Source organism: Aeromicrobium sp. (assembly GCF_047607065.1).
Lineage (GTDB): Bacteria > Actinomycetota > Actinomycetes > Propionibacteriales > Nocardioidaceae > Aeromicrobium.
The window spans coordinates 1-25,923 of sequence record NZ_JASGDU010000046.1; the positions used below are offsets into that span (position 1 = coordinate 1).

Sequence of the window (25,923 nt, forward strand, 5' to 3'; positions counted from 1 at the left end):
CCCCCGGCGGCGGCACCGCCGTCCTCGCCGACGCCGATGCCGCCACCGTCGGCCGGGTCGCCTTCGACGCCGGCCTGCCCCTGACCGAACTCCGCTCCGCCGACAGCGCGGGGCTGGAGGAGATGTTCCTCGCGCTCACGGCCGACAGCCAGCGCGACCACCTGGAAGGAGCGGCCGCATGAGCACCGCGACCATCGAACCGATCCCCTTCACCCGTCTGCTGAGCATCGAGCTGCGCAAGATGTTCGACACCCGCTCGGGCTTCTGGCTGATGGCGAGCATCGTCATCCTGTCCGTGCTCGCCAGTGTGGCGACGCTGATCTTCGAGGACCCCGCGCACCTCGTCTACGAGGACTTCGCCACCGCCATCGGCGTCCCGATGTCGATCATCCTGCCGGTGGTGGGTGTCTTGTCGGTCACGAGCGAATGGAGCCAGCGCACCGCCCTGACGACCTTCACGCTCGTCCCGAGCCGAGGGCGGGTCATCGCCGCGAAGTTCGTCAACGTGGTCCTGATCGGCATCGTCTCGATGGTGGTCGCCATCGTCGTCGGTGCCCTCGCCAACCTCGTCGGCAGCGCGATCGCGGGCATCGACCCGGTGTGGGACAGTAGCCTGCGCGAGATGGGTCAGATCGCCCTGGCCGGAGTGGCGGGGATGCTGGTCGGCTTCACCCTCGGCGTCGTGGTGCGCAGTTCCGCAGCGGCCATCGTGGCCTACTTCGTGTTCAAGTTCGTGCTGCCGGGCATCTCCGGTGCACTGGCGAGCGTCCAGCAGTGGTGGTTCGATCACAGCGCCTGGTTCGACCTGAACTCGGCCATGTTCCAGCTGTACGACCAGCACCTGAGCGGGACCGAGTGGGCACAGTTCGGGGTCACCTCGATCATCTGGGTCGTCGTGCCCCTGGCGGTCGGCCTGCGTCTGCTCCTGCGGGCCGAGGTCAAGTAGCGCCGGCCGCGAGCCGACCCACGGTCGGTGCGCGCCTCCCCGTCGGTCCCCCGCAGCAGCGGGCGCGCTGCGGCTCGTCGGAACCGGGCCGTATGGGCCGCCGGGCTAGGGTCGGGACCAGACATCCATCGAGGAGGAATCATGCCGAAGTGCCGCAAGAAGTCCGGCAAGGCCGAGGCCGCCGTGCCGAAGAAGAAGCGCTCGAAGTTCAAGAAGCTCGTCTTCGTCGGCATCCTCGCCGCCGTCGGCGGGGTCGCCTACAGCAAGGTCAAGGAGCAGACCACCGGCCCGGCGTACACGCCGCCCGCAGGCTGAACCGCCGCACGTCGAAGGGTCGCACTCCTGCGAGGGGTGCGGCCCTTCGGCATGCGCAGGGAAGCGCGGCTGAAAGCCGGACACGCAGGCCGCGACGTTTTCCACAAGATCGGCTTCCAGGGGATTTCTTCGTCCACAGGGCGCGAATCCGGACTCGCGTCAGCGCCCGGTGCGCGCTGTGCTGGTCAGACCTCGGTATCGGTCACAGAATGGAGAGATGAGCATGGACCTCGACACCTGGGTCTCCCTGATCGTCGTCATGTCCGGACTCGCCGGACTCGCGGCCTTCATGCACCACAGCACCGAACGGCTGCGCGTCGAATTGACCGGCGAGATCGCGCAGGCGCGGGCCGAGGCGCGCGAGGACAACCAGGCGCTGCGCCGCGAGTTCACCTCGTCCCTCAGCGAGACCCGAACCGACCTCGGCGGACAGATCGACCAGGTTCGGACTGACCTCGGCGGACAGATCGACCAGGTTCGGACTGACCTCACCGGACGCATCGACGGCGTCCGAACCGAACTCACCGAGCGCATCGACGGCGTCCGAACCGACCTCACCGAGCGGATCGACCATGTCCACGCCGAACTGCTCGAACAGATCCAGCAGGTACGCAGCGAGGCGCGGGAGGACGACCGGGCGCTCCGGGCCGAACTCGCCTCACACCTCACGCTGTTGTACGACGCACTCCTGCGGCGGCAGTTCCCCGCCGGCACCGCGCGAGAAGCCTGAGCGACCGGTGACGGTCAGGCGGCGTGACCGGCGCAGCGCTGCTCGTCGGGAACGCCCGCCAGCGCCTCCTCGATGTGTTCACCGCAGCCGACCCACGTGGCCTTGCCGCATTCGCCGCACACGATCTTCTGGCACATGGCTACTCCCTCATTCGCTCAGCCGGTCCGATCCGGCCCGACCAGTCTACGAAGCCGTCGCCGCAGCGAGACTCTCGATCACCTGCGGCCGCCACTGCCCCAGCAGCCGCGGAATGCCGAAGGTCGTCACGGCCACGAGGTGCTCACCGCAGTAGTGGCCGCGCACGCTCTGCGGCTCGACGTCCTCACCGCTCACCCACTCCTCGCGGTCGGCCAGCTCCGGCCGGCCGAAGACCTGCACCTTGAGATCGAACTGATCGGACCAGAAGTAGGGCGGATTGCGCTTGGCTATCGGCCCGCCCGCGATGGTCCGGGCGACGATCGACGCCTGCTCCCCGGCCACCTGCCAGTGCTCGCGGCGCACCGGCTCCCCGAGGACCGGATCGTGCCACGCGGCGATGTCGCCGGCGGCCCAGATGCCCGGCAGCCCCTCGACCCGGCCGAACTCGTCACACTGCACGCCCGCGGTGACGTCGATGCCGGTGCCGGCGAACACTTCGAGGTTCAGCTCGGCACCAAAGCCCGCGACCGCGACATCAGCCGACAGTTCCCGGCCGTCGGCGAGCACCACGATGGCATCCCCGTCGCGCGCCTCCAGCCGCTCGACCCCGACACCGGTGACGAGTTCGACGCCGTGCTCGCGGTGGACCCGCTCGATCCGCCGGCCGCATTCGACGCCGAGGGCACCACCGAGCAGGGTCGGCTGCAGCTCGACGACGGTGACCGCCAGGCCCGCAGTCCGGGCCGTCGCGGCCACCTCCGCGCCGATGAACCCCCCGCCGAGCACAAGCAGCGATCCGGCCTCGGCCAGCGCGGCGCGCAGCGCCCGGGCGTCCTCGCGGGTGCGGAGCGTGAAGATGTCGTGGCCGTCGAGCATCGCCGGGCGGCGGGCGGCCGATCCGGTGGCGACGATGATCGCGTCCGCAGCGACGGTCTCACCGTCATCGAGCGCGACCTCACCGGGCCGGACCAATGCCGCGCGGGCCTCGCGGACAGTCACGTCGAGCGACGCCGGTTCCTCGCCGCGGTACAGGCTGATCCGGGCATCGTCGTACTCGCCGGACAGGTACTGCTTGGACAGCGGCGGGCGGTCGTAGGGGGCTTCGTCGCCGATGACCGTGACCGTTCCGCCGTATCCCGCACCGCGCAGGTCACGGGCCGCGCGCCATCCGGCGACCCCGGCTCCGACGATGACGACCGACTCGGGCTGCTGCTCGTGGCTCACGCCCGACAGTCAAGCACGCGCGCGCCGCGTAGGCTCGGGCGCGAGTTGTCCCCGAACAGGAGCCAGGCCAAAGCCATGTCCCAGAACCTCACGGCCGAGGAGCGCGCCGCCGAACTCGCCTCGCTGGACCGGGTGCGCCGCCGTGTGCTCGCCATCGGCTTCTTCACGGTGGTGATCCACGGCGTGCTCGGCCTGATCGGCGGGGCGCACGTGATCCACGGCGAAGGGCGCACCAGCGGCGCGGTCGTCCTGCTGGTCATGTCGGGCATCGTGGCTCTGCTCATGGTCGGGATCATCCGGGTGATCCTCAAGCGTTCGCCGTTCGCGCCGCTGTGGTTCCTCGTCGGGCTGATCCCCACTGCGGTCGGCGTTACCTGGGTCCTCGGCTGAGAACGTCTGCCAGTAGGCCCCGCTGGCTGAGGCGCGCGGATAAACGCCGGCTGAGGTGCGTAGGCCGCTTGCGGCCGGAGCCTCGAAGCCTGCGGTGGTAGGTCATTTCGAGGTGTGCTGCACTCGCACTGGGGGCACCTCCCGCTTGCGGGGGACAATGACCGGGCCGGCCCGGCGGGATCTCCTAACGGGCCTGGAGGGCCTGGGTGAGCAGCGCGACCAGGGTGTCGAGCTGCAGATCGGCCGAGGACACCTCGGCGTCGGCCCCGTCGAGCGCCCGCGCGGCCAGGCCGGCCTTGCGGTCGATGAGCCGCGCGATGCTCGTGTCGATGGTCTGCGCCGCGATGATGCGCCAGGCGGTGACCGGCTCGTCCTGGCCGATGCGGTGAACCCGGTCGATGGCCTGCGTCTGCTCGGCATCGGTCCAGGACAGTTCGGCGAGGACGAGGTTGGAGGCGACCTGCAGGTTCAGGCCCACGCCCGCCGCCGTCAGCGAGCAGACGATGACCTTGACCTCGGGGTCCTCGACGAAGGCGTCGATGCTCTGCTGGCGCACCGTCGAGGACTGGTTGCCGCGTACCGAGGCGAACTTCAGGCCGCGCTGGGCGAAGACCTCCTGCGCGGTGTCCATGACGTCGATGTGCTTGGCGAAGAAGACCACCTTGCCGGTCTGGCGCGCCAGCTGGGCGGCGTAGTCGGCGGCAAGCGCAGCCTTGGCCTGGCCGATCCGGCGCATCATCGTGAAGACGTTCTCGGCGTCGTCGGCCGGAGTCTCGTCGCGAACCAGGATCGCCACATGCTCGACCAGCTGGTGATCGATGCCTTCGGGCCGCTCGGCGCGCGCGGCGATGGCGTGGTCGTAGCGCGACAGCAGGCGGCGCACCAGCTCGCGTTCGGCGTCGCGGATCGACCGGGCGGCCTCGCCCTCGAGTTCGACCGGGATGTCGGCGATACGGCGCTCGGGGATGTCGGCGGCGACGTCGATCTTGCGGCGGCGCACGATGCCCAGGTCGATGACCGCGTGGCGCGCGGCCGGGTAGAAGCCCGGATCGAGCGGCGTCAGCCCGGTCTGCTCCAGCGCCGCCATGAGCGCGGCGCGCGGCTGCTTCTCGTCGATCCAGCCGAGGAACTCCCAGATCGCCCGGAAATCCTCGATGTCGTTGATGAGCGGCGTGCCCGTGAGCGCCAGCATGAGCGGACGGGCGACGCGCTGGCGCAGCCGGTCGGCGATCTGCAGGGCGTGCTGGGAGCGCTGCGAGGACTTGTTCTTGATGAAATGCGCCTCGTCGAGCACCATGCCGCGAAAGCCCAGGTCGCCGAGCCAGCCGACGTGCCGGTCGAGGACCTCGTAGTTGACGATGACGATGTCGGCGAAGCCGTCGATGTCGTCGCCGTCGCCGTGAATGACGGTGGCCTTGCGGCGCGGCGTCCAGATCTCGGCCTCGCGCGCCCAGTTGGCCTTGACGACATTCGGGACGACCGCGAGCAGCGGGTAGGCGTCGGCCGCGTGGGCCGCAAGGAGCGACTGCGCGGTCTTGCCCAGGCCCGGCTCGTCGGCGAGCAGAAAGGTGCGATGTCCCTCGCGCGCGGCCTCGACCACCTCGGCCTGGTGGCGCATGAGCGGCAGCCCGCCCGGTGTCGTGAACTGGGTCGGCTCGGGCAGGTCCATGCAGGCCGGGGCACCGGCACTCGCCCGCTCGAACGCCGACAGCAGCGGGCCGATCAGCTCCCAGGTCGACAGTCGCTGCGTCTGGGGAGTCGGCGGGGGCGGCGCGGAGAAGTCCGGTGCCATGAAGGGGTTGGCGAGCTGGCGGGCCACGACCGAACGCGGCAGGACACGGCGTTCGGAGCGCGCGGCGGCCACCTCGTCGGTGACCGGATCCGGCTCGGGTTCGGCCTCCAGGCCGGCGGCCTGCGTCATCTCCCGCTTGAGCATGCGGACCTCGTCGGAGGGCACCGCGTCGTCGGCGAGAAGGTCAAACAGATGCGGCTCGCGCGCTGCAGTCTTGGCCAGGATCATGGCGACGCCGTCGAGCCGCTTGAGCAGGTCGGCCCGGTTGGCCTCGCCGATCTCCGGATCGTTCTTGACCCGCTGGCGCTCCTCGCGCACGAGCAGGGCAATGGCCTGGAAGCGCGAGCGGATCGAGGTGCCCCGGCCGCGCTGCACTGCGGCCTCGACCTCGCGGACGCTGCGGGCGAGCACCGGAAGGATGCCCTGGTTGTCGATCTCGCGGCGACGGCCGGCCGTCGCCGAACCACCGGAACGACCCCTGCGTTGACCTCGATTGGCCATGAGAGGACTCCTCCTCACAAGATGCGGCACAGCGCGTGCGCAGGCCGCATCGATACGGAAATCGGTACACGGCACCGCTGCGCGGTCAGGTGCGCCACGGGAATCGGGGCCGAGGAGAGCCGGCTGCGATCATGCGAGTGAGCGCCGTGATAGTGCGGGACCCCCGACGGGCCGAGCACCGCAGATGAGTGTACGCCACGGCGGGTCGGCTGACGATCCCCGCCGCGAACGCGGTCACGAGTGGCTACGCTGACCCTCGGCGGCGAGCGCCGCCGTCACGACCTGGGGAGTGATATGCGCTTTCGTCATTGGGCGAGTGCGGCGGCCTGCGGCCTGCTGCTGGCCACGACCGGTTGCGGGGGCGGCAGCGGCACGCCCGCCGCCGACGCCAAGGAGGTCTCGCTCGATCCGGTGCCCTCGTGCAGCTCGATCGACATCGGCCCGGTGTTCGACGGTTTCGGCGGCCTCGATCCGCAGATGCCGGTGAGCAACGCCTCCATCGGCTCGTCGCGTGGTTGTGAGTGGACTCCCGTGGCCGACGACGTGGGACTGCGCGCCAAGGTGGTCGTCGGCGAGCATGACGACCTGTCCGACGAGGCCATCCTCGAGTACGCGCAGAGCGAGTGGGCCGAGGCGACCGGCGGGGAGCCGTGGCCACAGGAGGACTACCGGCCCGGCGAGCACGGCTGGTCGTACGGCATGACCAGCACGGTCCCGATCATCAGCATCCTCGAGTCGCACTGGCTGACGCTGGTGACGCCTGACGGTGCCCTGCGCTGCCACTTCTGGGGCTTCGACGATCCGAGCGTCGCCTGGACCGCCTGCGACGCGATCCGCGACGCCGTCACGACCCAGGGCTGACGACGCCCCTGAGGCATCCCGCGAAGGAGGGACCCTCTCAGCCGGCGGGGGCGTCACCACGGCTGCGAGTGGCGGCGTATGCCGCGAGGGCGGTGGTGATCGGTACCGCCGCGATGAGACCGAGCGTCGCTACGACGCTGCGCACGATCTCCTGGGCGATGAACTGGTGGGTGATGACGTCGGCGACCGAGGAGTTGTCGGCGACCGTGATGACGATCATCGGCAACGAGGCACCCGCATAGGCCAAGACGATGGTGTTGACGACCGACGCGATGTGCGACCGGCCGACCCGGCTGGCGGCTGCGTAAAGCGGCCGCAGCCCGTAATGCGGATTGGCGCGGGCGAGTTCGTCGACCGTGACCGCCTGCGTGACGGTGATGTCGTCGAGAACGCCGAGGGCACCGATGACGATCCCGGCGGTCAACAGCCCTTGCATATCGAGTTGTCGACTTGTCTCCACCGCCATCGACAGATCATCGGTGACGCCGGTCAAGTGCAGCGCGCCCACCGCCAGTGACGACAGCAGCGCCGTCAGCGCGAAGGCCGCGATCGTGCCGACGACCGCGACCGTGGTGGTGAGCGAGAAGCCGTGGGTCAGATAGAGCACCGAGAGCATGATCGCCGCCGCCCCGACGAGGGCCACGAGCAGCGGCGAGGACCCGGCCAGGATCGCCGGGGCGATGAAGAACAGCACGAGGCCAAAGGTGACCGCCAGGCCGACGAGTGCCGTCGCCCCCTTCCACCGCCCGAAGGCCACGACGGCGGCACAGAAGGCTGCGGCCACCAGCCACAACTGGTGGCCCCGCTGATGGTCGACGATCCAGTAGCCGGTGTCCTCACTGCCGATGCTCGTCACCAGCACCACATCGTCACCCTCGGCCACTCGCGGCGTCCCCGAGCCGTTGGGCAGCTCGGTCTCGACCGAGCGGTGATCGGCAAGGTCGACCGTGGCGGTCCCGCAGCCGTTGACGTCGACGGCCGGCTCGATCTCGCACGGCTCCCGCTGGATGTCGGTGATCCTGCCCTCGACTTCGGCCGCCGCGGTGGCTCCCGGATCGGCCGGCCCGTCGTGCGGCCACAGCCAGATCAGTGCGATCAGCGTCAGCAGGGCGATGGGCGCGATGACGGCAAGGGCGGCCCGGCGCATCGCCCTCGTGTCGGCAGCCGCGTGCTTGTGGTGATGCATTCCGGTCATCGCGTCTCCTCCGAAGCCACGCGCCAGCCTGTCACGCCCACGCTCACGTGACGAGACTGCGGCGCATCACCAGCCGGGGCATCTTGGAGGCCGTCGCGTCGGTGACTCCGACGACCTCGAAACCGGCCCGCTCGTACATCGCCCGTGTGCCGACGAAGGCCATGGTCAGGTCCATACGGCCGGGCGGATCGACCGGATAAGCCTCGACCGCAGGTGCTCCCTGGGAACGCGCCCACGCCACGGCCCCCTCGATCAAATGAGCGGTGACGCCCTGTTTGCGCCGGCCCCCGCGGACGACGGTGCAGATGATGCTCCACACCGGCACCTCGTCGACGGGCCGGATGAGCTTGCTGGTGACCAGCCGGGCGATGTCGGCGCGTGGGCTGATGTGGCACCACCCCACGGCCTCGCCGTCGCGATAGGTGACCACGCCCGGTGGGATCTCCCGCGCGCACAGGGTGCGCATGGCCTGCTCGCGGCCGCCGAGGCCGGCGACCTCACGCGCCCCGAGGCGGTGCGACACGCACCAGCAGTGCGTCTCGCGCCGGTTCGGGTTGACGACGTCGGCAAAGTCCTCGAACCGGTCCGGGGTCACCGGGTAGGTCTGCCACACTGCCGTCGTCGTCATGGGTTCAGCATCGCACCCGGCACCGACAAAATCCCGGGCATGTCGCGGCCGGGCTAGCGGAAGCGTAATCTGCGGCCATGAACGGACTCTCTGACGCAGCAGACCTCGACGCAGCACTGCTCGCCCTCCGCGTGGTGGTCGGCGTGCTCATGGCCATGCACGGAATGCAGAAGTTGTTCGGACTGTTCGGCGGAGGCGGGCTGGCCGGCACCGCCGGTTGGTTCTCGTCGCTGGGGTTCAAGCATGGCCGCACGGCAGCGATGCTGGCCGGTATCGGTGAGATCGCGGGCGGTCTCGGTTTGGCTGCTGGCCTGCTCACTGCGGCTTCGGCGGCCGTGTTCATCGCGGTGATGACGACCGCCGCCATCGTCAACCACGCCGACGGCGGATTCTGGTCAGTCTCCAAGGGCTGGGAACTCAACCTCTATCTCATGGTCATCGCCGGCTTCGTCGCCGCAGCGGGGCCGGGACGCTGGTCGCTCGACGCCGCGCTCGACCTCACCGCCTACGGCGCCGTCCACGCTGCGGTCTCGGCCGTGGCGGGCGTCATCGCCGGCTCCCTCACCTGGGTCCTGCGCCGCCGCATCTGAGATAGGCGGACCTCGGTCCCTGAGGTGCGAGTTTGCGAACCTCGAAGGAACCCCGCTCACGGCAGCCTTCGCCCTTCGAGGCTCGGCTGCAGGCGGCCTCACACCTCAGGGACCGGCTCACTCGTTCCTCACGGGTCCTGAGGTGCCGCGAGGAACGAGCGGCATCGAAGGGCACACCTCAATGACCTACTGGCCCCGGCCGATATGGAGAGAGGCCCCGGAGGAAACTCCGGGGCCTCTCTCGTCTTACCGCAGCGCGCCCGTAGGGATTCGAACCCCAACTTCTGATCTGGACTTTTCGCATGTCGGCGGCACAGTGATGTCGCTCGACGCTTACCGGGCCGCGAGGGTCGCGGCATGAGCGGCTACGACTGCCCGGCCTGCCTTGTCTGGGTGCCGTTCGGCGAGCGGCAAGGCGTCGCAGCGGCTCGTCGTCAATCGACCGATTCGGAAGCGAGCCGATGAGCCGTCCTGTGATCCTGCTGGGTCGTAAGTTTCCCGGTCGTGAATGACTGGCATGGCGCGATTAGCGCATACACGACCTATCTCCGGGCCGGTGGCTCGCCCGACACGACCGTGACGACGCGGATGCAGCATCTACGGCAAGCCGCGAATGGCGTCGGTGGGGGTCCGTGGGTTGTAGAAACGACTGATCTCGTGAGGTGGTTCGCCGCGCAGGGGTGGGCACAGGAGACGCGGCGCGGCGTGCGCAACAGCCTCATGGGCTTCTACAAGTGGGGTGCGGCGCAGGGGTTGACGACGCTCGATGTCGGCGCGGCGCTGCCGCGTGTGAAGGCTGCGGTGCCGACGCCCCGCCCGGTAACCGACGAGGCGTACCGGTTCGCGCTCGCGCAGGCCGACGAGCGAGTGCGGCTGATGATCCGCCTCGCGGGCGAGCTGGGCCTGCGTCGCGCCGAGGTCGCGGCCGTCCACTCAGACAACGTGGTCGAGGACATGACCGGCTGGTCTCTGATCGTCCGGGGTAAGGGCGGCAAGACCCGCATCCTGCCGCTGTCGTCCCGACTTGCGCGCGAGCTGCGTGCGCTGCCCGAGGGCTGGGCGTTCCCGTCCCAGCGAGGCGGGCACCTCACACCTCGCTGGGTCGGCACGCTCGTGGCCGAGGCCCTGCCTCCGGGCTGGACCATGCACAAGCTCCGACACCGGTTCGCCACGAAGGCCTACGCCGTGGACCGCGACGTGTTCACCGTCCAAGACCTGCTGGGTCACGCCTCACCGGCGACGACCCGCGTGTACGTGAAACTCCCGCAGGACTCCCTGCGTCGAACCGTGGAGGCACTGTCATGAACACTCGGAATGCCGTCAAGCCCGGCTTGACGCCGAAACGTACGAGGGAGACTCCGGAATACCTCGGGGCCGCACGGCGGTTTATCCGGGCCGGAGGGCGCCGGGTGGCTTCGGGTGATGAGGCCGATCTGGCTGACTTGCTCGGCTTGCGGGCGACGGTTGAGGAGGCCATCGAGACGGCAGTCTTGGGCCTGCGTGCTCAGGGCCACTCGTGGGCCTACATCGCTGCCGGGCTCGGGGTCACGAGGCAGGCCGCGCAGATGCGGTACGCGAAGGCGTGCCGTGACCAGTGACCGTGTGTGTGCGTGGTGCCGCGATCCGATGCCGGTGACGTTGCGCGCGGATGCGGTGTGTTGTTCGGTGCGGTGTCGTCAGGCTCGTCACCGGTTCACGCGCGGCGTGGGCCGGGCGGGAGCCGTCGCGGATGGCCAGCCGCTACGCCTTGCGTATGCGGACCCGCCGTATCCGGGCAAGTCGCGGCGCTACTACGCCGATCATCCGGACTATGCGGGCGAGGTCGAGCACCAGGCGCTAATCGAGTCGCTGACCCAGTTCGACGGGTGGGCGCTCTCGACTTCAGCTGCGGCGCTGCCCGAGGTGTTGGCGTCGTGCCCACCAGGTGTGCGCGTCGGCGCGTGGGTGCGCGGTGAGAGGCCTGCGCGTAGTGCAGGACCTCTAAACGCTTGGGAGCCAGTCATCTACTGCGGCGGTCGGGCCTACCCGTCGCGCGTCGACGCGCGACGGGTAGACGCTCTCGTGCATTTCTCCCGCCCGCGTCGGTCCGATCCGCTGCGGGTGGTTGGCGCGAAGCCTGCCCGGTTCTGCCGGTGGATTTTTGACTTGCTCGGCGCGATGCCGGGAGATGAGTTCGTGGATGTGTTTCCCGGGTCCGGCGGCGTGATGCGGGCGTGGGAAGTCTATGCGTCGTCGTCGGCCGACAGCGACGCTTGAGGCTTGCGGGGTCGGCCGCGACCGGGGCGGTTGGCTACCCATGTCTCGATGGTCTCGGGTAGCCAGCCGCGTGCGCGGCCGATCAGCGCGTCAGGCTCGGGCAGGTCGGCCGAGCCGAGGCCACCGGTTGTGATGCCGAGTCGGGCGGCGATGTCGCTGTAGGAGAGGTAGCGGATCATTCGCGCTCGCGGGGCAGTGAGGTGACGATGAGCACGCTCACCGCCAGCATGAGAGCGCCGGAGGCGATGCGGTTGACGTCAATCAGCGTGAGGATGCCGGTGACGAGTGCGAGCGTCGCGGCGCTCTTGAGCATGGTGGTGTCCATAGTGGTTAGCATGGCAAACTGACTGAGTGGGGAGGGAGCCACCTGTTTTGGCTCCCTCCCCCTTTCGGCTAGTCCTTGCCGCGCTTGGCGCGGATCAGACTGGCGGCTGCCGCCACGAGCGCCGCCAGTGCGGCGATCAACTTGGCGAGCGCCTCAGTCATATCGGTCATGCTTTCCTCCCTTCGTGGGGTCGGTTTCCCTAACAAGAACAATAGTAGCATTACTATCATTCTCATGCAAGGGGTGCCGACCCCCCCCGAAGGGAAGTTTCTTCTGTGGTGGTGACCTCAATGGTGACGTAGCCCGTAGAGTCTGTGCATGGGACTTTTCCGTAAGAAAAAGCCGGCCAGGCCACTTCTGTATCAAGGCAAGTTGATCGAGGTTCAGTTACGGCCGAAGGAAGGTTCGTACCCCGAACGTGACGCGGTGCTCGGCGACCGGGGACGCCGGAACTTCTGGTGCGTACTGTCGACTCGCACGGTTGCCTCGGGCAAACTTGCCGGCACGACAGAGGTCGACGTCGCGGTGACGCCGGAGGGTTCCAAGCGGTCGATCATCATCGGTCGCGTGGTTCAGAAACAGATGGAAGACGACCCTGCCCTGCTCGCCGCGCTGAACAGCGGCATCAACGCCGCGACGGTCTTCCTGGCTCGGGACGGTCGAGACGGAGAGATCACCGCGCTGCTGCGGTTGGGACCTCACCGGTACATGCCGCGACCGTACTGGGAGTGAGCATCAAGCCGACCACGGCGGAGCGCTGAGGCACTACCGGGGCGGCACGTTTTCGCGGGCGACCCGGAGCAGTGCGGCGAGCACACCGAGAGCGGCCACGGCCTCGTCGTGGGTGACGACCCCGTACACCGCCAACAGAGCGCAGACGGCAGCGGCGATGTCGTAGAGCCACGCGCGGCGGGCAGGGGTAAGCCACGTGGGCGTCAAACGGACGCGCGTGGGGGCGCGGTTGTCAGCCATTGGGGCCTCCTGCTTGTAGGTGGTGGTCGAGCCGGACGGTGAGGTGGTCGACGCGGGCGGTGAGGTGGAGGGTGTCGCGGCGGGCGAGCCGCCCCCTCGGCGCGGAGGCCGCCGATGTCGGCGGCGAGGTGGTCGAGGCGGGTGAGGGTGTCGGCGTCGTGGCGGCGCTGTCGGCCGAGGATGACTGAAAGGATGGTGGCGCACGCGCCGATGAGGGCCACAGCGATGGCGGCGAGTGCGTCGATCATGTGAGCACCCATCCGTGTCCGTCGACACTGATCCAGCCGGCCAGGTTGTAGCCCCACTGATCGTGTATGGCCTCGATGGGCACGAGGCCGATTCGGCTGCGGGTGGGGAGGTCGGTGGTGTAGACGTGGCGGCCGTCGGCGGCCATGATCGCGGCGTGGCCGTGGTCGCCGCCGGTCCATAGCACGAGAGCGCCGGGCGGGATGACGCGGGAGCGGCGGGCCGAGCGGGTGCGGGTGACGTGGCCTCGGGCGGCGGCGCTCGCCCAGTAGGCGACGGCGTCGACGGCGTGCGGGGGCACGCCGTAGATCTCGTAGGCGGCCCAGCGGAGGCACCAGCCGGGCGGGTAGGAGCGGCCAAGCCAGGCGGCCGCTCGGGCGACGGCCCGGCCCCGGTGGGGCGCGTAGCGGCGTAATTGAGCGGCCGGGGGCACTATGCCGTCTCCTTGACAAGTTCAACGACAATCTTTCGCGCAAGCTCGGCAGTGTCGACTGGCGCGGTGGCCAGGCGGTCTATTTTGGCGTTGAGCACGTCGCCGTAAAAGACAATGGCGGACAACATTTCTTGAACACTTACCTCACGAGACTTGCCGTTCTGGGTAAGAGTGAACTTGGCGGTAAGGATGCTAATAAGGTCCTGATTGTTGAGCGGCATGTCATTCTCCTGATTGTTGGCGTAGTATTCGCGGGGGTTTATTGCGGTTTTGCCGGCGGGCCAGGTCTCGTAATGCAGATGAACGCCAGTCGCGGAGCCGCTCGCGCCCATCTGACCGATGGCGGTGCCGGAGGTGACGCGCTGGCCGACATGTAACGGAGAGGCGGCAGCGAGGTGAAAGAACCGAAATCGGTCGCCGTTATCTGCGCGGACCTCAACCCAGTGGCCCGCGCCGCCGGCCTGGTAGGCGTTGACGGTCACCACGCCGGAGACTGGGGCGACGATGGTCGACCAGCCGGTGAGGTCGATTCCCCGATGGGGCTTGACCACGCCCGTTATTGGGTGTTTTCGTGTGAGATTGAACTCGCTCGACACGTGCGGGATTGTCGTGCTGCCGTTGGGCCAGAGGAGCGTCATCGGGTCAGCCCAGCGAGAACGAGAATCCGCCGGCGATTCCACCCGCGCCGGGACACTCGACAGTACCGTCCGTGTTGACGAAAATATTCCGAGTACCGTCATTGTATGTACCGGTGAAGAATTGCCGCGTGGACGGCCGGAAACCGGTCGGGAGCGTTGCAACGACACTGCTCGTCCCGGATTTGATCGCGGCGTAAATATCGACATACACGACGCCCGCGCGGCGTCGGTAGCGTACGCCGGTCGACATCGAGGTCCAGCCGGTCGCGAGCGTCGCGGTGGCCCACGCGGTCGGAGCCAGGTAGGAATCGACGGCGGCGGCGAGGGCACGATCTGACGCGGCCCCTTGAGCGATGGGGGTGGAATCGGGGGGCGTGGGGAATCCGAGCGACGTAGCCATACGGGGGTCCTTTCAGGCGGTGAGACGCAGGTCGAGGTAGGTGAGGGTCGGGTCGATGCCGGTGTGGGTGACGGTGCCGACTGGCGCGGGCCGGGCGGCCAGGGAGGTATAGGTGACGGCTCCGGAGTCGGCGGCGGGTGGGAGGGTGCCTGGCGCGAGTTGCAGGTCAGCGCGCAGCTGGCCGGCCTCGAGTGTGATCGTGGCGGCGACGAGCAGCCCGGCGATGACGCCCCGGCCGGTGAGGTCGACATCGAGGGCGACACCGTGGATGACGACCTGGCGCAGCAGCACGGCGTCGTCGGATTCGGGGTGTGCGGGGGCGAGCATCGCGCCGATGGCCGTGTACTCGGCGGCCGTCATGGACTCGGAGCGCACCGTGAGCGCGTCGTATACCCATTCCGCGCTTGTCGCGGCCTCGTCGGGTTGGTATGCGGCGGTGAGGCGGGCGCGGACCTCGGCGTTGTCTTCGGCCGCGCCCGCCGGGCCGCCGTAGGCGTCGGCGTAGTCGAAGGCGAGGACAATGCGCGTGTCGACTGAGCGGGATCGTGGGGCGGTGGATGCGCCGGGGGCGGTGATTTCCAGCGTGGTGTCTCCGCGCAGCACTGGCGGGTCGGCGGGGTAGGTGACGTACCGACCGGCGATGACAACGGTGTTGACCTGCTCGTCGCGCGCTTTACGGGCGGTGGCGGGGATCGTCACATGCCGGGCGTTGATGACGGCGATCCCGGCGGGGATGTCGGGGGCGTCAAGGGCGAGAGTGACAACCCCGTCGGTTGTCCGGTAGGCGAGAGTGAAGGGCATCAAGCTGGCGGCGGGTGTCGTGCGGTCGATGCGTTGTGCGAGGAAGCCGACCGGTTCGGTCATGTCGGGCAGGTTTCCGGTGCCGTCGGCAAGCCATCCACAGGGCACGTACTCCCCCGAATCTGGCGCGGAGGTGGTGTAACGCCAGCGTAAGGCGGTGAGATGACCGTCACTGTCCGGAGCGCCCGCGAGAATGCGCGACACCTGGGCATGTGCGTTTTCGTCAGGCACCTCGGTCCCGTCCAAGGTCAAAGCAACGCTGTCATCGGTGAGAATGGCGGCGATGCCGGCAGTCACCCACAGGTTGATTCCGGCGCGCTGTTCCGCCCACGCCGACAGCCATCGAGCCGGTGACTGGTACTCGGGGACGATCCCGGTGGCCGAGAGGGGCCAGGGGCCGGCGGCGGGCATGCGCGCGCGGAGATCGGAGAGCAGGTCAGTCAGCGTCAGCCTGGCGCGCACCGGCCACTTGTGACTGGGGATGAGCTCGACTTCGGGTTCGGCGAGCCGACCCACGAAATCAACCACACCAGCTTTGAGGACGGTCACGATTTCGCCGGTCACGTCGACCAGATCAAGGATGACGCGGTATAGGTCGCCCGGTTGCAGGTCGGGCAGGTCGGCGGCCGTCCGGGCGGCCAGCCCGAATTGAAGCGTGGCCGGATCGAGCGGATTCGGGACACGCTCGTCGGTAAATCCCCATTTATAGGTGAAATTGTCTGTGACGACCAGCCGCGCGGCCGGATCGGTGGGGATGCCTTGGGTTACGGTGGCGACCCATCCGGTGTCTAGACCGGTGATGGTGACGCGGGCGCGGTTCACGAGGCGGCCCCGAGTTGCACGTCACGACGCCGCAGGATTTTGCGCACCTGGTCGGCAGTTGACGCCGGGTCGATTGCCCCGTTTATCACGATGACCACGCCGGGCGCGGCCTGGCCGGTGCCGTAGGGCAGGGCAAACCCGGCCCCGGTTGGGCCGCCCTGGCCGCCGTATGACGAGTACGCGACACCACGGCCACCGCCGCCTGGCTCGCCGGGTGGCGGGCCGCCGAGGCCGACCCATCCGGCCGCTGATTTGAGCCATCCGGGCGGCTTGGGCCATTTGATTTTCCCGATCCAGGAAACAAGGTCACTGATCCAGCCGACGAGTGTCTGAATCGGCCAGGTCACTGTGTCGATGTAGCCGACCACGAGGCTCTTCATTGTGTTCGCGGCGGCGGGAACCTTTTCGCCGAGCCACGACGCAACGGACTTCACTTTGTCCACGATCCAACCGAACGCGGCCGCGCAGGCCCGCCCAACAGCATCCACGATGTTGCGGAACGTCTCGGATTTCTGGTAGGCGATAACGAGGGCCGCGACGAGCGCGATGACGGCCAGCACGATCAGCATGATCGGGTTGAGCGCGAGAACAGCGTTATAGGCGGCCTGGATCGCGGTGAGTGCCTTGGTGATGGCCGCATAGGCGGTCACGGCCGCGTTCACGGTGACGACGGCGGCGGCGAGCGCGACAAAGGTCGCGGTGACCGCGATGACGGCGGTGCGGTTGCGGTCAATGAAGCCAGACAGTCCGGCCATCTTCTCCCCGGCGGTGCTGATGATCGGCAGCAGTACGGTGCCGAGCGATTCGGCGGTCTCGCTGAATGCGAGCTTGGCGCGCTGCCACTTCCCGGAGGCGGTGTCGGCGGCGGCCGCCGCGCTGCCGCCGGTCGTGCGGGCGAGTTCGGCCATGATCTTGTCCATGTCGCCTGACGCGAGAATGGCCTTGTCCATACCGGGCACGAGTTTGCCCAGTGAGGTGGTTTGACCCCCGTACGCCTTGGAGAGCGCATCAGAGACCGATTGGAGGGGTTTGCCGGTCGCGGTGGCGACATCCATCGCCACCTTGAGCGCGCTTTGGGCCGTGGACACGTCGCCGGTGGCCCGCACGAGAGCGCCGAGCGAGGGCCGCAGTTGGTCGTCGGCGATCCCGGTGGCGCGGGCTTGGGCGTCGATCCATTCTTCGGTCGCGGCGATCTGCTTTTTCGACGCTCCGGCGGCGTTGGTCATCGACTTCGCAAGGACGGCCTGCTGGGCGGCGTCTTCGGCAGCCGATTCGCCCATCTTCCAGGCGGCCGCGCCGACGGCGGCGAGCGCGACCGACGCGGCCGCGCTCGCCTTGGACAGGTTCGACTGCCACGACGCGGCCGCTTTCGAGGACTCGTCAAACCCCTTGGTCGCGTTTTTGGCGTCGCTGATGATCTTGATGAGTAGCGTTGCGGCTTTACCCATGTGCGGCTTCCTCCTGGGCGATGGCGGCCTCCCGGAGGAGGTCGAGGGCGGTCTCGATCACGTCGTCGTCTTCGTCAAACCACGGCACGCCGCGCGCAGACAAGGGATGGTGAAACAGGCCGAGCGCGATCAGATCACGTGCTCGTCCTGCCCGGTAGGGTCCGCCGGGGGAGCGTCGTCCTCGCCGACCATTTCGGCGGTGATGCACGCGGTCTGGAAGTCGTCGAAGTCTCCCTCGAAGGCACCCTCATCGGACAGGGAGCGCCAGGTGAGGAAGGTGACCCACAAGAACGGGGCATCGGAGGCGACAGGCCAGCCACGTCGGGCGCGGGTCAGGTCGAACGCGACGCGGGCACGGGACTTGACGACCACGGTGCCGGCACGTCCGTCGGCGAGGTCGTAGCGGATTTCCATACGCTTGGGAAGGTCGGGGATAGTGGACATTTCAGGCTCCTTGGATGCGGTTGAGGATGCGGTTGAGGGCGATCTCGAAGAGCGTCACCCAACGGGGTTCGGTGTCGTGCGCCGCCGGGATAATGAATGGCTGGGCGGCAATGTTGCGGTCGGGCCATCCGAACTCATGCACGCCGGCGTAGGGGACGGATTTCTTGCCAGCACGGATCATCGACTCGGTTTTCGAGGCACCGGGCCGGACCGACGCGGCGAGGCGGCCCGTAGCGCCGACCGGCGCGTTCGCGCGGGCGACGGGCGCGACGATCCCGGCAGCAGCAGCGTGCGCCTGCTTCAGGTCGCCCAGGTCGTCGCCGGCCTGCTTGAGAGTGCGGCGCAGTTCACGTCCGCCCTTGACGCGCAGAGTTGCTGATGGCATCGGTTACGGCTCGCCGGGAACGTCGCCGAGCGTCGGGATTCCGACGCACGGGAACTCGAAGTCGGCTTCGGCGATCTCCTTGACCGCCCCGCCGATCTTCGTGCGGCGAACCTTGACCTCACCGGACACCTGCCGCTCGGTGGCCGAGTTGGGGATGAACACGAACGGCACCACGGTGCCGGCGTTTTCCCATGTCCAGGTGGTAAAACCGCCGCCGGTGAGGTCCTGGATCGCGGTGCCGGTGAGCTTGCACGATTCTTCATCATCGCCGGGCAACTCCTCCCCGGACAGCACTGGGAGGGGGTCGCCGTCGGAGACCTCCGGCTCGATGGCGATTTCCTTGACCTGCGAGGAATACTCGGCAGTGTCGCCCGGTTCGCCGAAGATGATCGAGCCGGGACCGGTCTTGTAATACTTGATAGCCATTTCTCTTCCCCTACGGAATGATGTCGGTGGTGGTGAAGCGCAGCGCGAACAGTTCGCGCTGCTGGGATGGGACGGCCAGCCCGACGAGCGTGACTGGTTCGGAGGGCACGTACCCGGCAGCGATGAGACCGGAGTGCATCGGGGCCAGATCGGCGAGGGCGCGGCGTTGGGAGTCGTGGCCGGAGACCAGGTAGAGGCGTGTGACGATCTCGCAGCGCGTCAGGTCGAGGCCGCCCGCGTCGATGGTGTCCAGGCACACCCAGATTCCCGGCGGGTTGACCTCCTCCAGGTCGGCAGTCGCACGCACGAACCCGTCTGCCCGTAACTGGCTCACATAATCGTCGAGAAACGTCTCCAGGGCGGTCATGTCAGGCCACCGTCGGGGGTGCGTAGTCGCCGAGGCGCAGCAGCATCGCCACGTCGGGGTCATTGCGGCGCACGTAGACCACACCGGAGTCACCAAACGACGTGACGCCTTCGGCCGAGTTGCGGCGGCGGAAGATGCGCGCGGCCAGCAGCGTCGCACCCTGGGTGAGGCGCGGCGGCCACGTCCAGGAGGCCGGGAGTGGGTCGGGCAGGCCCGGCAACAGACCGTCGACCACCACCGGCAGGCCGACCACGAAAGCATTGACCGCGTTGACGGCCAGTTCCAGGGCGGCATCGTCGGTGTGGTCGGTCGGGTCGATGCGCAGTTGGGTGCGGACGGTGGCCTCGGTGGCCGGACCCTCGGGGAGTCCGGCCACCGCCGCCAGCAGCGTGAAGGCCACGATTAGCCCTCAATCGCGGGGGCTTCGTAGCCGACGGAAGCGATCCCGAGGGGGTGGTGCTCCTCGATGGCCCAGTAGCCGAAGAACGCCTCGTCAATGCCGCCGTTGGTGAGGTGCTGGGCGCTGACGCGGATCGGGGAACCGGGCAGCGTGCGGACGGTCGCGGCCTGCTTGACACCGGCCAACACGGTCCCTTCGGGAACGTCCGGGGAGGACTTGATCGACTCAGCGCGCAGGCCGAACATTTCCAGGAACGCGGGAACGCCGTTCTTGTCGATGTCCAGCAGCGTGAACCAGTCCTCGTCATTGACCAGCACGAACGTCGCCGCGCCGACGCGGCGGCGCTTCAGCGCGAAGATGGCGCGGGCGGCGGCCTTCAGAAGCGTCGGCTGATCGGGGACGCCCGTCACGGGGACATCGTTGGCGAGGATCCAGTCCCGAACCTTCGCGTCGAGCTTCATCGCCCACGACTCCCGGACAAACTCGACGTAGCCGCGCAGAACGTCGGCGTACTGGTCTGGAAAGTCATAGAAAGCACGGTCGAAGTCGTTGCCGACCGCCATGCGGGAGGCGGTCCAGGCCGACGGTTCCACCTCGACGGTGGTCGTCGGGATCGCGGCCTTGTCTCCGGCGTAATCCTTGATCTCCGGCTTGGTCTTGAAGCGCCAGCCCTTGCCCTCCAGCGCGGTCAGCGGACCGGAGTTGAGCAGCGGCGTGAACTCGGGGGCGAACGCGAGGCCGGACCACAGTTCACCGGACCAGGCGGGCTGGTTGACGATGCCCCGGAAGCCGGATTCGACGACATCGCCGAGCGCGGCGGTGATGGTGCCGAAAGAGGGGTTGGCCGAGGAGTAGGCGGAGACGATGGCACCAAGGAACGTGTCCAGCGGGTTGGCGCGCGGGTTGGTCGTGGCGGTACTGGTCGACGGGTGCGGGACGCCCGGCGGGACCGCCGGGAGCGCGGCGGCGGTCACCTCGACACCCGCATTGGACTCCGGGGCGGGGGTGTCGGGGGTGTCGGGGGTGTCGGGGGTGTCCATGTGTTCTCCTTGGGGTGGGGTCTGGGATGCGGCGATGGTGTCGATGCGGGAGTCTTCGTAGGCGGGGATGCCGACCTGGCCGATGGCGACGACTTCGGCGTCGGTGATTTCGTCGCCGACGATCACCGCGTCAATGACGTCGAAACTGAGGCCGTCGCGGGAGCGGTCGGCTGCCTCACTCAGGGCGGCGTCGCCGTCGGGTCCGTCGGCGACGCGCAGCGAGGCGCGGATCGCGGTGCCGTCGTCGGTGACGGCCTGGAGGTGGCCGCGGGATGCGGCGCGGTCGTGCTCGCGGGTGAGTTTGACGCGGCCGAGGTCGTCGGGGAACCGCAGCGCGCCGGGGCGGACGCGCAGGCGTCCGCGGGAGGTGCGGCCGGGGACGCCGTAGCGGACGACGTTCCCGGCGAGCGTGCGGCTGGAGGCCGATGCGGTGATTCGGTCCTCGGTGAAGATGCTCAGGCGCATGGGTCAGTCCTCGGTGTCGGGGCCGGTTGGGGAGGGGGCCAGGTCAGTGATCTCGGTGGTGTCGAACGCGATCCGCTGGCCTGCTGGAACCACGTCATCGAGCGACAGGCGCGCCGCGATGGGCGTCATGTAGAGGGCCGTGTCGAAGTCGACAAACTCCTGGTTTCGGCCGTTCGTGGTCTCGTAGTTCAGCGACGCTTTGGGGGCGGTCGCGTCGAGCCGGGACGCGCCGACGCCGATGACGCGGGCAATGTCGAGGCTTGCGGCGTTGCGGGCTTCGATGAGCAGGTCAGCGCCCGCGCCGGCGCCGAGTTCGCGGACCTCGATAGCGGCGCTGGAGTAGCCGACGGCCGCGCCGCCGGCAGCCCGGCGGGCCGTGCGCCAGTCCTCCAGGAGGGCGCGGCGTTCCTCGCGGGTCATGTCCTCGCCGGAGGTCTGATGCAGGTCGAGCGCGGGGATCGGGTTTTCGAGCCGTTCGCGCACGATCTGATACATGCGGCGGGTGTCGGCGAGCGCGTCGACGCCGTAGGACAGCACACCCTCATGCAGGCCGGGGATGAGGATCACGCGGTCGTCGGGCACTTGGGCGCCGTCGATCTCGACGTGGTTATCGGCGTTGATGGTCCAGCGGTCCCGGCCGATGCGGTCGGCATACAGGGGGAATCCGTCAGCGCCGTTGACCCGCCACCACAGGGACCAGCCCGAAAAAATGAGGTCGTCTACCGTCCAGGCGACCCGGTGCTGCCAGGAGGTCGACGAGCCGGTGCGCAGGGTCCAGGGCGCGGCACTGTCAGGTAGCGGCTCGCCGCCTCGGAACGGCTTGAGCGGGCACCGGCAGATGGTGGACACGATGAGGTTGCGGGCGCGGGCGACGGCGGGAATCCGCATGGCCGCCGCGCGGGTGTTGACGGGGGTGCTCGCGCCGAGGATGTCGTCTACGACGATCCGGTTGAGGTCGCTGGGGCCGGACCAGGGCGACGCGAACGGCAGGGAGGCCGGATCGGCGACGAAGGTCGCGATGTCGGCTTGGGTCTGCTTGATGCGGCGCATAGATCGGATTCCCACAACCCCAAGCCTCCGGGGGCGCGTTACATCTCCAAGTCCGTTCCCTTGGCGCGGTGGCGGCGGACGCGGGCGGCGGTGATAGCCCGCATGTGCTCGGGGCTGGGTTCGGGGTGTGCTCGGTAGATGTGGGCCATAGCCCAGGCGTCGGCTTCGGATTGATCGTTGAAGAGTCGGCGTGCGCCGCAGGGGCGACATCCGGCCACGACGGAATGGGCGGTGCGGTCGTACCAGATCATGCGGGGGTTCCTCCGAAGTCGATCACGGGTTTGCAGATGGGGTCGAGGCCGTCGAGGAGGTGACCGGCGACCATCTGGCAGACGGCGGGGCTGATGTCCCCGGTAGACAGGCGGCGGGAGGGGACGGTCGCGTCGGACACGGCGCGGGTGACCAGGCCGGTGACGGCATCAGCGAACGCGGGCGTGCCGTCGTGCGACAGGGTGCGGGTGGCGATGCGGGTCATCCAGCGGGAGAACGACGAAGCCAACTCGCTGGCAGTGGTGGTCCGCACGTCCAAGCCCCGGCGGCGGAGTTCGGCGGTCACCGCGCGCGCCGGGCCGCCGTCGTCGGCACCTACGACGGCCGGTTTGAGGCGGGCGGCGAGGGCTTGTACTTCGTCGGCAAGCCATTCGACCCCGGCGTCACGGCGCACGATGCGCGAGTGCAGGACGCCGGCGAACGCGCCGCGACGGGGTGCCCAAGTGAGCATGAGGGTCGAGGCCGTCAAGTCGTGGGCCACGTCGTAGGTGAGGGCCAGCGCGTCGCCGTCACCGATGGTGTCGGTGCTGGCGAGGTCGGCCCATACCTCAGCAGAGATGAGGTGGCTGGTCGTGCGGGTGGTGCGGTTGCCGTAGGCGCGCACGAACTCCGGCCGGGGCATCTGCTCAGCGGCAGCCGCGATGTCGTCCACGCTGATCGTGTGCCCGACAGCCGGGTGAAACAGAGGCCAGGTGGTGCGGTCGAGCACATCGACGCCCTCGCCCGCGCCGTAGTCGATCAGCGCAACGCCCGCAGCACCCGCACGGCCTTTGTCGATCCATTCGTTGAGGAACGTCGATTCAACGGTGCCGCGCGTGGACACGATGTAGAGCTGCCGGTCGCTGATCGTGGCCTGAGCGGGGATCACGGCACCCAGGAGGAGTTGCCCGGCCACCTCGTCCAGGCTGAACGCCTCGTCGACCATCACGACGTGCGGGGTGTAGCCGTGCAGCGATTCGGGGGTGGGCGCGAAGGGCGCGAAACGGCTGCCGGTGGTCTTGTGAGTGATGCGCGAATCTCCGGCGGAGCGGCGCACGGTGAAGCGGGGAGCGGCAGCGGGGTCGCGCTCGATGGCCTCCACGAGCTGCTGCCAGCGGGCGCGCGCGTCTTTACCGGTCTGTGCGGTGTAGTACACCTCACGGCCGATGCGGCTCATCATCTGCTGCATGGCGATAGCGCGCAGCAGCGTGGTTTTCCCCGACTGACGGGGCACGCTGATAACGACAACCTGGTAGGCGTAACGACCGCTGGGGAGCCGTTCGAGAGCGATGTCAGCGGCGGCACGCTGCCAGGGCATGAGTGGGGTACCGAGAAGGTCGGCGACCTGAGCGACCTGGCCGCCTTCGGTCGGCCGGTCCGGGTTACGGGGTGTGCTGAATCGAGGCCCCACGGGCGAGGTTCCGCTCGAAAGCGGTCCAGGGGTCGGCATCGTCGTCACCTCCCTGAGCGGTCGGCAGCACGGCGAGAGTGGCGAGTAGTTGCGCGTGCAGATTCGCCACGGCATACGCCTTCGCGGTCGAAGCGGCCGCGATGTCGTAGGCGCGAGAGATGGACAGCAGCGACTGGCACAGCAGCGCGTCACGCTCGCTGATGAGGCCCGAGGCGTTGAGCGCGGTGATGGTGCGCCGGGCGGCGACCTCCACAGGTCCAGGCGGACGGGCGGCGACTTCCAGGCCCGGCAGTGGTGTCGGCTCACTCATGCTTCACCTTCCCGGCTCTCTTGGGTCGGCAACGTTTTTTTGCTGACGTTTCGGGAGAAAATGGACGGCGGACGCGGGGCTTCCTGTCGGTCGTGATCCTCAAAAAAGGCGGCCGGGTCGACGCTGATCGCCTCGACGCGGGCGCGGAACTCCGCGAGGAGGGCGGGCGTGAGGGGCCGGTCTTGGCGGCGCGAGTTGCAGCGGTGATGGGCGGGACGGCAGTTGTCGAGGATGTCCAGGCCGCCGCGTGCGAGGGGCACGAGATGGTCACGGGTCGTCGCGCCGGGACGCTGGCATAGGTGACAGGTCAAGCCGTAGGTGTCGAGGACCAGGGCGGTCATGGCCGAGGAGGCGCGCCCGCCGGCGTGATGCTTACTCATCGGTGCGGTAGTCCGACGCGAGGGCCAGCCGCTCGACCTGTGCGGCGATAGCACGCGCATACCGGTGACGGGTTTGCTCGCTCATGGTGAGCGTGTCGAAGTGCAGCAGGGCGGCATCGTGGGCGAGGTCGGACAGGCTGACCAGATCGAGGGTGAACAGCGGCCCGGCCTGCACGGGGAGCGCGGGGGTCGCGGGTCGGACGGGCAGGCGGGTGACCGAGGACGGGAGCCGGTCATCGGGAGCCGCGTCGCGCAGGCGCTTGATCGCGGCGGTCATGTCGTAGCCGGACTCTTCGAGGCGGGCGAGGCGCTTGCGGGTTTCGGGATGCATCGGGGTTCCTATCTCACATGTGACGTTTCTTGGGGTTGGTGGGTGCAAGTTCTTGCAAGCCACTTGCAGGCCCGTGACGCCCACCGCAGAGCCAGAGGGCAGGGAGGTGGAGGGCGGGGGACCCCCAGACCGCGAAAGCCTGGGCGTCCCCCATGCGTGTGGCTTGCTGCCACCGCGTCACCGTCGGTTGGATCGGCTTCGGTTTGGGAGACCTGCCGTAGGTACGAGCTACGGCAGCGGGACCGGGATGTTCAGCGCGTCGGCTACCACTGCCACGTGGTCCCCGCTCGGGTCCGCCTTCACCGGGTACGAGCACGCTGATCGAGATGTGTGCCACCCCCCCGGCGTGCGGGAGGGGTGGGCACAGTTGCCCCTCTAACGGGCGACGACACCGCGGGCGAGGCGGCTCACCCGTCTTCACCCTGCTCGGGTGCCCCACGGGCGCACGGGACAAACCCGGCGGTCGGCCTCGCCCTCGCCTCGGGCTGATTCGGGCGAGTCACAAGCCCGCCTCCGCGCGCACGTAATCGCGCCGCGCGATATACAACTCACGCAGCGGCAGCGGCCCGGCTTCCGTTGCGGCATCAACGGCTCCGATGGCGGCGGCGGTGAACAGCAGATCGGTGGCATTCGCGCAGTCGTCGACGGCGCGGATCGCCGCCCACAGCGCGTCCTGATACCCGTCACTCGCCGCGAGGAAAGTCCGCACGGACTCCGGTACCCCCGCCGGGAACACCCCGCCGCTCACGCCACAGCCTCCGGCAACACGACGCGCAGCGCGCCCATGAAGTCCCCGGACACCCCCGCATCCGCCGCGAGACCGAGGGCGAGGTCCAAGGCCATCGTCTTGACCGGCTCCGGATCAGTCCCGTACTCGATCACCGCCTCAACCAGGCCGTACGTCGCCGACACCCACTCAGCCAGCGCCACCGCCATCGGGTGAATCACATTGTTGTCATTCGTTGCCATAGTGCGACAGTGGCTCATATCTGAGCCACTGTCAAGTCTCTCGTC

General features: G+C 68.7%; 37 protein-coding genes and 1 pseudogene. 11 read left to right on the forward strand and 27 right to left on the reverse strand.

Going from position 1 to position 25,923, the window contains the following annotated elements:
• The 4 genes and pseudogenes from QM597_RS06675 to QM597_RS06690 all read left to right on the forward strand — a co-directional run.
• Positions 1 to 182: pseudogene (locus tag QM597_RS06675) on the forward strand (ABC transporter ATP-binding protein); the annotation flags it as partial.
• Entirely contained in the window at positions 179 to 946 is a 768-nt protein-coding gene (locus QM597_RS06680) for an ABC transporter permease subunit (protein WP_415004091.1), read from the forward strand. The pseudogene QM597_RS06675 and the gene QM597_RS06680, both read left to right, overlap by 4 nt.
• 141 nt (positions 947 to 1,087) lie before the next feature.
• Positions 1,088 to 1,261, forward strand: a complete 174-nt coding sequence (locus QM597_RS06685) for a hypothetical protein (protein WP_415004092.1) — start codon at positions 1,088 to 1,090, stop codon at positions 1,259 to 1,261.
• 217 nt (positions 1,262 to 1,478) lie between these two features.
• Entirely contained in the window at positions 1,479 to 1,991 is a 513-nt protein-coding gene (locus tag QM597_RS06690; RefSeq protein ID WP_415004093.1) for a hypothetical protein, read from the forward strand.
• A gap of 14 nt (positions 1,992 to 2,005) precedes the next feature.
• On the opposite strand, the gene QM597_RS06695 is transcribed toward QM597_RS06690, so the two are convergent.
• Both QM597_RS06695 and QM597_RS06700 read right to left on the reverse strand, forming a co-directional pair.
• Positions 2,006 to 2,128 (reverse strand): hypothetical protein, encoded by a 123-nt coding sequence (locus QM597_RS06695; protein WP_415004094.1) that lies wholly within the window; start codon positions 2,126 to 2,128, stop codon positions 2,006 to 2,008.
• A 46-nt stretch (positions 2,129 to 2,174) separates the two neighbouring features.
• On the reverse strand, positions 2,175 to 3,353 hold the full coding sequence (locus QM597_RS06700; RefSeq protein WP_415004095.1) for an NAD(P)/FAD-dependent oxidoreductase: 1,179 nt from the start codon (positions 3,351 to 3,353) through the stop codon (positions 2,175 to 2,177).
• A 75-nt stretch (positions 3,354 to 3,428) separates the two neighbouring features.
• Between QM597_RS06700 and QM597_RS06705 the strand changes: the two genes are divergently transcribed.
• Complete coding sequence (locus QM597_RS06705) at positions 3,429 to 3,743, forward strand: hypothetical protein (protein WP_415004096.1); 315 nt, start codon at positions 3,429 to 3,431, stop codon at positions 3,741 to 3,743.
• Between the two features lie 184 nt (positions 3,744 to 3,927).
• Here the strand turns inward: QM597_RS06705 and QM597_RS06710 are convergent, their stop codons facing one another.
• Positions 3,928 to 6,036, reverse strand: coding sequence for a DEAD/DEAH box helicase (locus QM597_RS06710; protein ID WP_415004097.1), 2,109 nt, complete (start codon positions 6,034 to 6,036; stop codon positions 3,928 to 3,930).
• Positions 6,037 to 6,276: 240 nt separating this feature from the next.
• Between QM597_RS06710 and QM597_RS06715 the strand changes: the two genes are divergently transcribed.
• Positions 6,277 to 6,897 carry a hypothetical protein gene (locus tag QM597_RS06715; RefSeq protein ID WP_415004098.1) on the forward strand — a complete coding sequence of 207 codons (621 nt, stop codon included), beginning with the start codon at positions 6,277 to 6,279 and terminating at the stop codon, positions 6,895 to 6,897.
• Between the two features lie 37 nt (positions 6,898 to 6,934).
• Here the strand turns inward: QM597_RS06715 and QM597_RS06720 are convergent, their stop codons facing one another.
• A complete protein-coding gene (locus QM597_RS06720; protein WP_415004099.1) occupies positions 6,935 to 8,092 on the reverse strand; it encodes a YibE/F family protein in 1,158 nt (385 codons plus the stop codon).
• Positions 8,093 to 8,135: 43 nt separating this feature from the next.
• Positions 8,136 to 8,720, reverse strand: coding sequence for a GNAT family N-acetyltransferase (locus tag QM597_RS06725; protein ID WP_415004100.1), 585 nt, complete (start codon positions 8,718 to 8,720; stop codon positions 8,136 to 8,138).
• Between the two features lie 77 nt (positions 8,721 to 8,797).
• Between QM597_RS06725 and QM597_RS06730 the strand changes: the two genes are divergently transcribed.
• The 4 genes from QM597_RS06730 (at position 8,798) to QM597_RS06745 (ending at position 11,566) form a co-directional block, all read left to right on the forward strand.
• Entirely contained in the window at positions 8,798 to 9,310 is a 513-nt protein-coding gene (locus QM597_RS06730) for a DoxX family protein (RefSeq protein ID WP_415004101.1), read from the forward strand.
• Between the two features lie 657 nt (positions 9,311 to 9,967).
• Positions 9,968 to 10,615: a tyrosine-type recombinase/integrase gene (locus QM597_RS06735; RefSeq protein WP_415004102.1), complete on the forward strand. Its 648-nt coding sequence runs from the start codon at positions 9,968 to 9,970 to the stop codon at positions 10,613 to 10,615.
• 104 nt (positions 10,616 to 10,719) lie between these two features.
• Positions 10,720 to 10,908 carry a helix-turn-helix domain-containing protein gene (locus tag QM597_RS06740; protein ID WP_415004103.1) on the forward strand — a complete coding sequence of 63 codons (189 nt, stop codon included), beginning with the start codon at positions 10,720 to 10,722 and terminating at the stop codon, positions 10,906 to 10,908.
• Positions 10,898 to 11,566 (forward strand): hypothetical protein, encoded by a 669-nt coding sequence (locus QM597_RS06745; RefSeq protein WP_415004104.1) that lies wholly within the window; start codon positions 10,898 to 10,900, stop codon positions 11,564 to 11,566. Before QM597_RS06740 ends, QM597_RS06745 begins: the two co-directional genes overlap by 11 nt.
• On the opposite strand, the gene QM597_RS06750 is transcribed toward QM597_RS06745, so the two are convergent.
• Both QM597_RS06750 and QM597_RS06755 read right to left on the reverse strand, forming a co-directional pair.
• A complete protein-coding gene (locus QM597_RS06750) occupies positions 11,533 to 11,745 on the reverse strand; it encodes a hypothetical protein (RefSeq protein WP_415004105.1) in 213 nt (70 codons plus the stop codon). The two genes, QM597_RS06745 and QM597_RS06750, sit on opposite strands and share 34 nt — an antisense overlap.
• Positions 11,742 to 11,891: a hypothetical protein gene (locus QM597_RS06755; protein ID WP_415004106.1), complete on the reverse strand. Its 150-nt coding sequence runs from the start codon at positions 11,889 to 11,891 to the stop codon at positions 11,742 to 11,744. Before QM597_RS06755 ends, QM597_RS06750 begins: the two co-directional genes overlap by 4 nt.
• A 318-nt stretch (positions 11,892 to 12,209) precedes the next feature.
• On the opposite strand from QM597_RS06755, the gene QM597_RS06760 reads away from it, so the two are divergent.
• Positions 12,210 to 12,623 carry a hypothetical protein gene (locus tag QM597_RS06760; RefSeq protein ID WP_415004107.1) on the forward strand — a complete coding sequence of 138 codons (414 nt, stop codon included), beginning with the start codon at positions 12,210 to 12,212 and terminating at the stop codon, positions 12,621 to 12,623.
• Between the two features lie 33 nt (positions 12,624 to 12,656).
• On the opposite strand, the gene QM597_RS06765 is transcribed toward QM597_RS06760, so the two are convergent.
• The 20 genes from QM597_RS06765 to QM597_RS06860 all read right to left on the reverse strand — a co-directional run bounded on the left by QM597_RS06765 (position 12,657) and on the right by QM597_RS06860 (position 25,878).
• Entirely contained in the window at positions 12,657 to 12,863 is a 207-nt protein-coding gene (locus tag QM597_RS06765; RefSeq protein WP_415004108.1) for a hypothetical protein, read from the reverse strand.
• Positions 12,864 to 13,107: 244 nt separating this feature from the next.
• Entirely contained in the window at positions 13,108 to 13,542 is a 435-nt protein-coding gene (locus tag QM597_RS06770; protein WP_415004109.1) for a hypothetical protein, read from the reverse strand.
• Entirely contained in the window at positions 13,542 to 14,180 is a 639-nt protein-coding gene (locus tag QM597_RS06775) for a M23 family metallopeptidase (protein ID WP_415004110.1), read from the reverse strand. Before QM597_RS06775 ends, QM597_RS06770 begins: the two co-directional genes overlap by 1 nt.
• A gap of 4 nt (positions 14,181 to 14,184) precedes the next feature.
• Positions 14,185 to 14,580 (reverse strand): hypothetical protein, encoded by a 396-nt coding sequence (locus tag QM597_RS06780; RefSeq protein ID WP_415004111.1) that lies wholly within the window; start codon positions 14,578 to 14,580, stop codon positions 14,185 to 14,187.
• 12 nt (positions 14,581 to 14,592) lie between these two features.
• Positions 14,593 to 16,203, reverse strand: a complete 1,611-nt coding sequence (locus QM597_RS06785; protein ID WP_415004112.1) for a hypothetical protein — start codon at positions 16,201 to 16,203, stop codon at positions 14,593 to 14,595.
• Entirely contained in the window at positions 16,200 to 17,651 is a 1,452-nt protein-coding gene (locus tag QM597_RS06790) for a hypothetical protein (RefSeq protein WP_415004113.1), read from the reverse strand. The genes QM597_RS06785 and QM597_RS06790 overlap by 4 nt, the downstream gene beginning before the upstream one ends.
• A 129-nt stretch (positions 17,652 to 17,780) precedes the next feature.
• Positions 17,781 to 18,095, reverse strand: coding sequence for a hypothetical protein (locus tag QM597_RS06795; RefSeq protein ID WP_415004114.1), 315 nt, complete (start codon positions 18,093 to 18,095; stop codon positions 17,781 to 17,783).
• 1 nt (position 18,096) lies between these two features.
• On the reverse strand, positions 18,097 to 18,480 hold the full coding sequence (locus QM597_RS06800) for a hypothetical protein (protein ID WP_415004115.1): 384 nt from the start codon (positions 18,478 to 18,480) through the stop codon (positions 18,097 to 18,099).
• Between the two features lie 3 nt (positions 18,481 to 18,483).
• Positions 18,484 to 18,906 carry a hypothetical protein gene (locus tag QM597_RS06805; RefSeq protein ID WP_415004116.1) on the reverse strand — a complete coding sequence of 141 codons (423 nt, stop codon included), beginning with the start codon at positions 18,904 to 18,906 and terminating at the stop codon, positions 18,484 to 18,486.
• 10 nt (positions 18,907 to 18,916) lie between these two features.
• Positions 18,917 to 19,273, reverse strand: a complete 357-nt coding sequence (locus QM597_RS06810; RefSeq protein ID WP_415004117.1) for a hypothetical protein — start codon at positions 19,271 to 19,273, stop codon at positions 18,917 to 18,919.
• Position 19,274: 1 nt separating this feature from the next.
• Positions 19,275 to 19,673, reverse strand: a complete 399-nt coding sequence (locus tag QM597_RS06815; protein ID WP_415004118.1) for a hypothetical protein — start codon at positions 19,671 to 19,673, stop codon at positions 19,275 to 19,277.
• Positions 19,674 to 19,675: 2 nt separating this feature from the next.
• Positions 19,676 to 21,178 (reverse strand): hypothetical protein, encoded by a 1,503-nt coding sequence (locus QM597_RS06820; protein WP_415004119.1) that lies wholly within the window; start codon positions 21,176 to 21,178, stop codon positions 19,676 to 19,678.
• 3 nt (positions 21,179 to 21,181) lie between these two features.
• On the reverse strand, positions 21,182 to 22,243 hold the full coding sequence (locus tag QM597_RS06825) for a phage portal protein (RefSeq protein ID WP_415004120.1): 1,062 nt from the start codon (positions 22,241 to 22,243) through the stop codon (positions 21,182 to 21,184).
• A gap of 23 nt (positions 22,244 to 22,266) precedes the next feature.
• Positions 22,267 to 22,479 carry a hypothetical protein gene (locus QM597_RS06830; protein ID WP_415004121.1) on the reverse strand — a complete coding sequence of 71 codons (213 nt, stop codon included), beginning with the start codon at positions 22,477 to 22,479 and terminating at the stop codon, positions 22,267 to 22,269.
• Positions 22,476 to 23,795 (reverse strand): hypothetical protein, encoded by a 1,320-nt coding sequence (locus QM597_RS06835; RefSeq protein WP_415004122.1) that lies wholly within the window; start codon positions 23,793 to 23,795, stop codon positions 22,476 to 22,478. The genes QM597_RS06830 and QM597_RS06835 overlap by 4 nt, the downstream gene beginning before the upstream one ends.
• 64 nt (positions 23,796 to 23,859) lie before the next feature.
• On the reverse strand, positions 23,860 to 24,198 hold the full coding sequence (locus QM597_RS06840) for a hypothetical protein (RefSeq protein WP_415004123.1): 339 nt from the start codon (positions 24,196 to 24,198) through the stop codon (positions 23,860 to 23,862).
• Complete coding sequence (locus tag QM597_RS06845; RefSeq protein WP_415004124.1) at positions 24,195 to 24,578, reverse strand: HNH endonuclease; 384 nt, start codon at positions 24,576 to 24,578, stop codon at positions 24,195 to 24,197. The genes QM597_RS06840 and QM597_RS06845 overlap by 4 nt, the downstream gene beginning before the upstream one ends.
• A complete protein-coding gene (locus QM597_RS06850) occupies positions 24,571 to 24,909 on the reverse strand; it encodes a hypothetical protein (RefSeq protein ID WP_415004125.1) in 339 nt (112 codons plus the stop codon). Before QM597_RS06850 ends, QM597_RS06845 begins: the two co-directional genes overlap by 8 nt.
• A 499-nt stretch (positions 24,910 to 25,408) precedes the next feature.
• Positions 25,409 to 25,657, reverse strand: coding sequence for a hypothetical protein (locus QM597_RS06855; protein ID WP_415004126.1), 249 nt, complete (start codon positions 25,655 to 25,657; stop codon positions 25,409 to 25,411).
• Positions 25,654 to 25,878, reverse strand: coding sequence for a hypothetical protein (locus QM597_RS06860; protein WP_415004127.1), 225 nt, complete (start codon positions 25,876 to 25,878; stop codon positions 25,654 to 25,656). The genes QM597_RS06855 and QM597_RS06860 overlap by 4 nt, the downstream gene beginning before the upstream one ends.
• Positions 25,879 to 25,923: the final 45 nt, after the last annotated feature.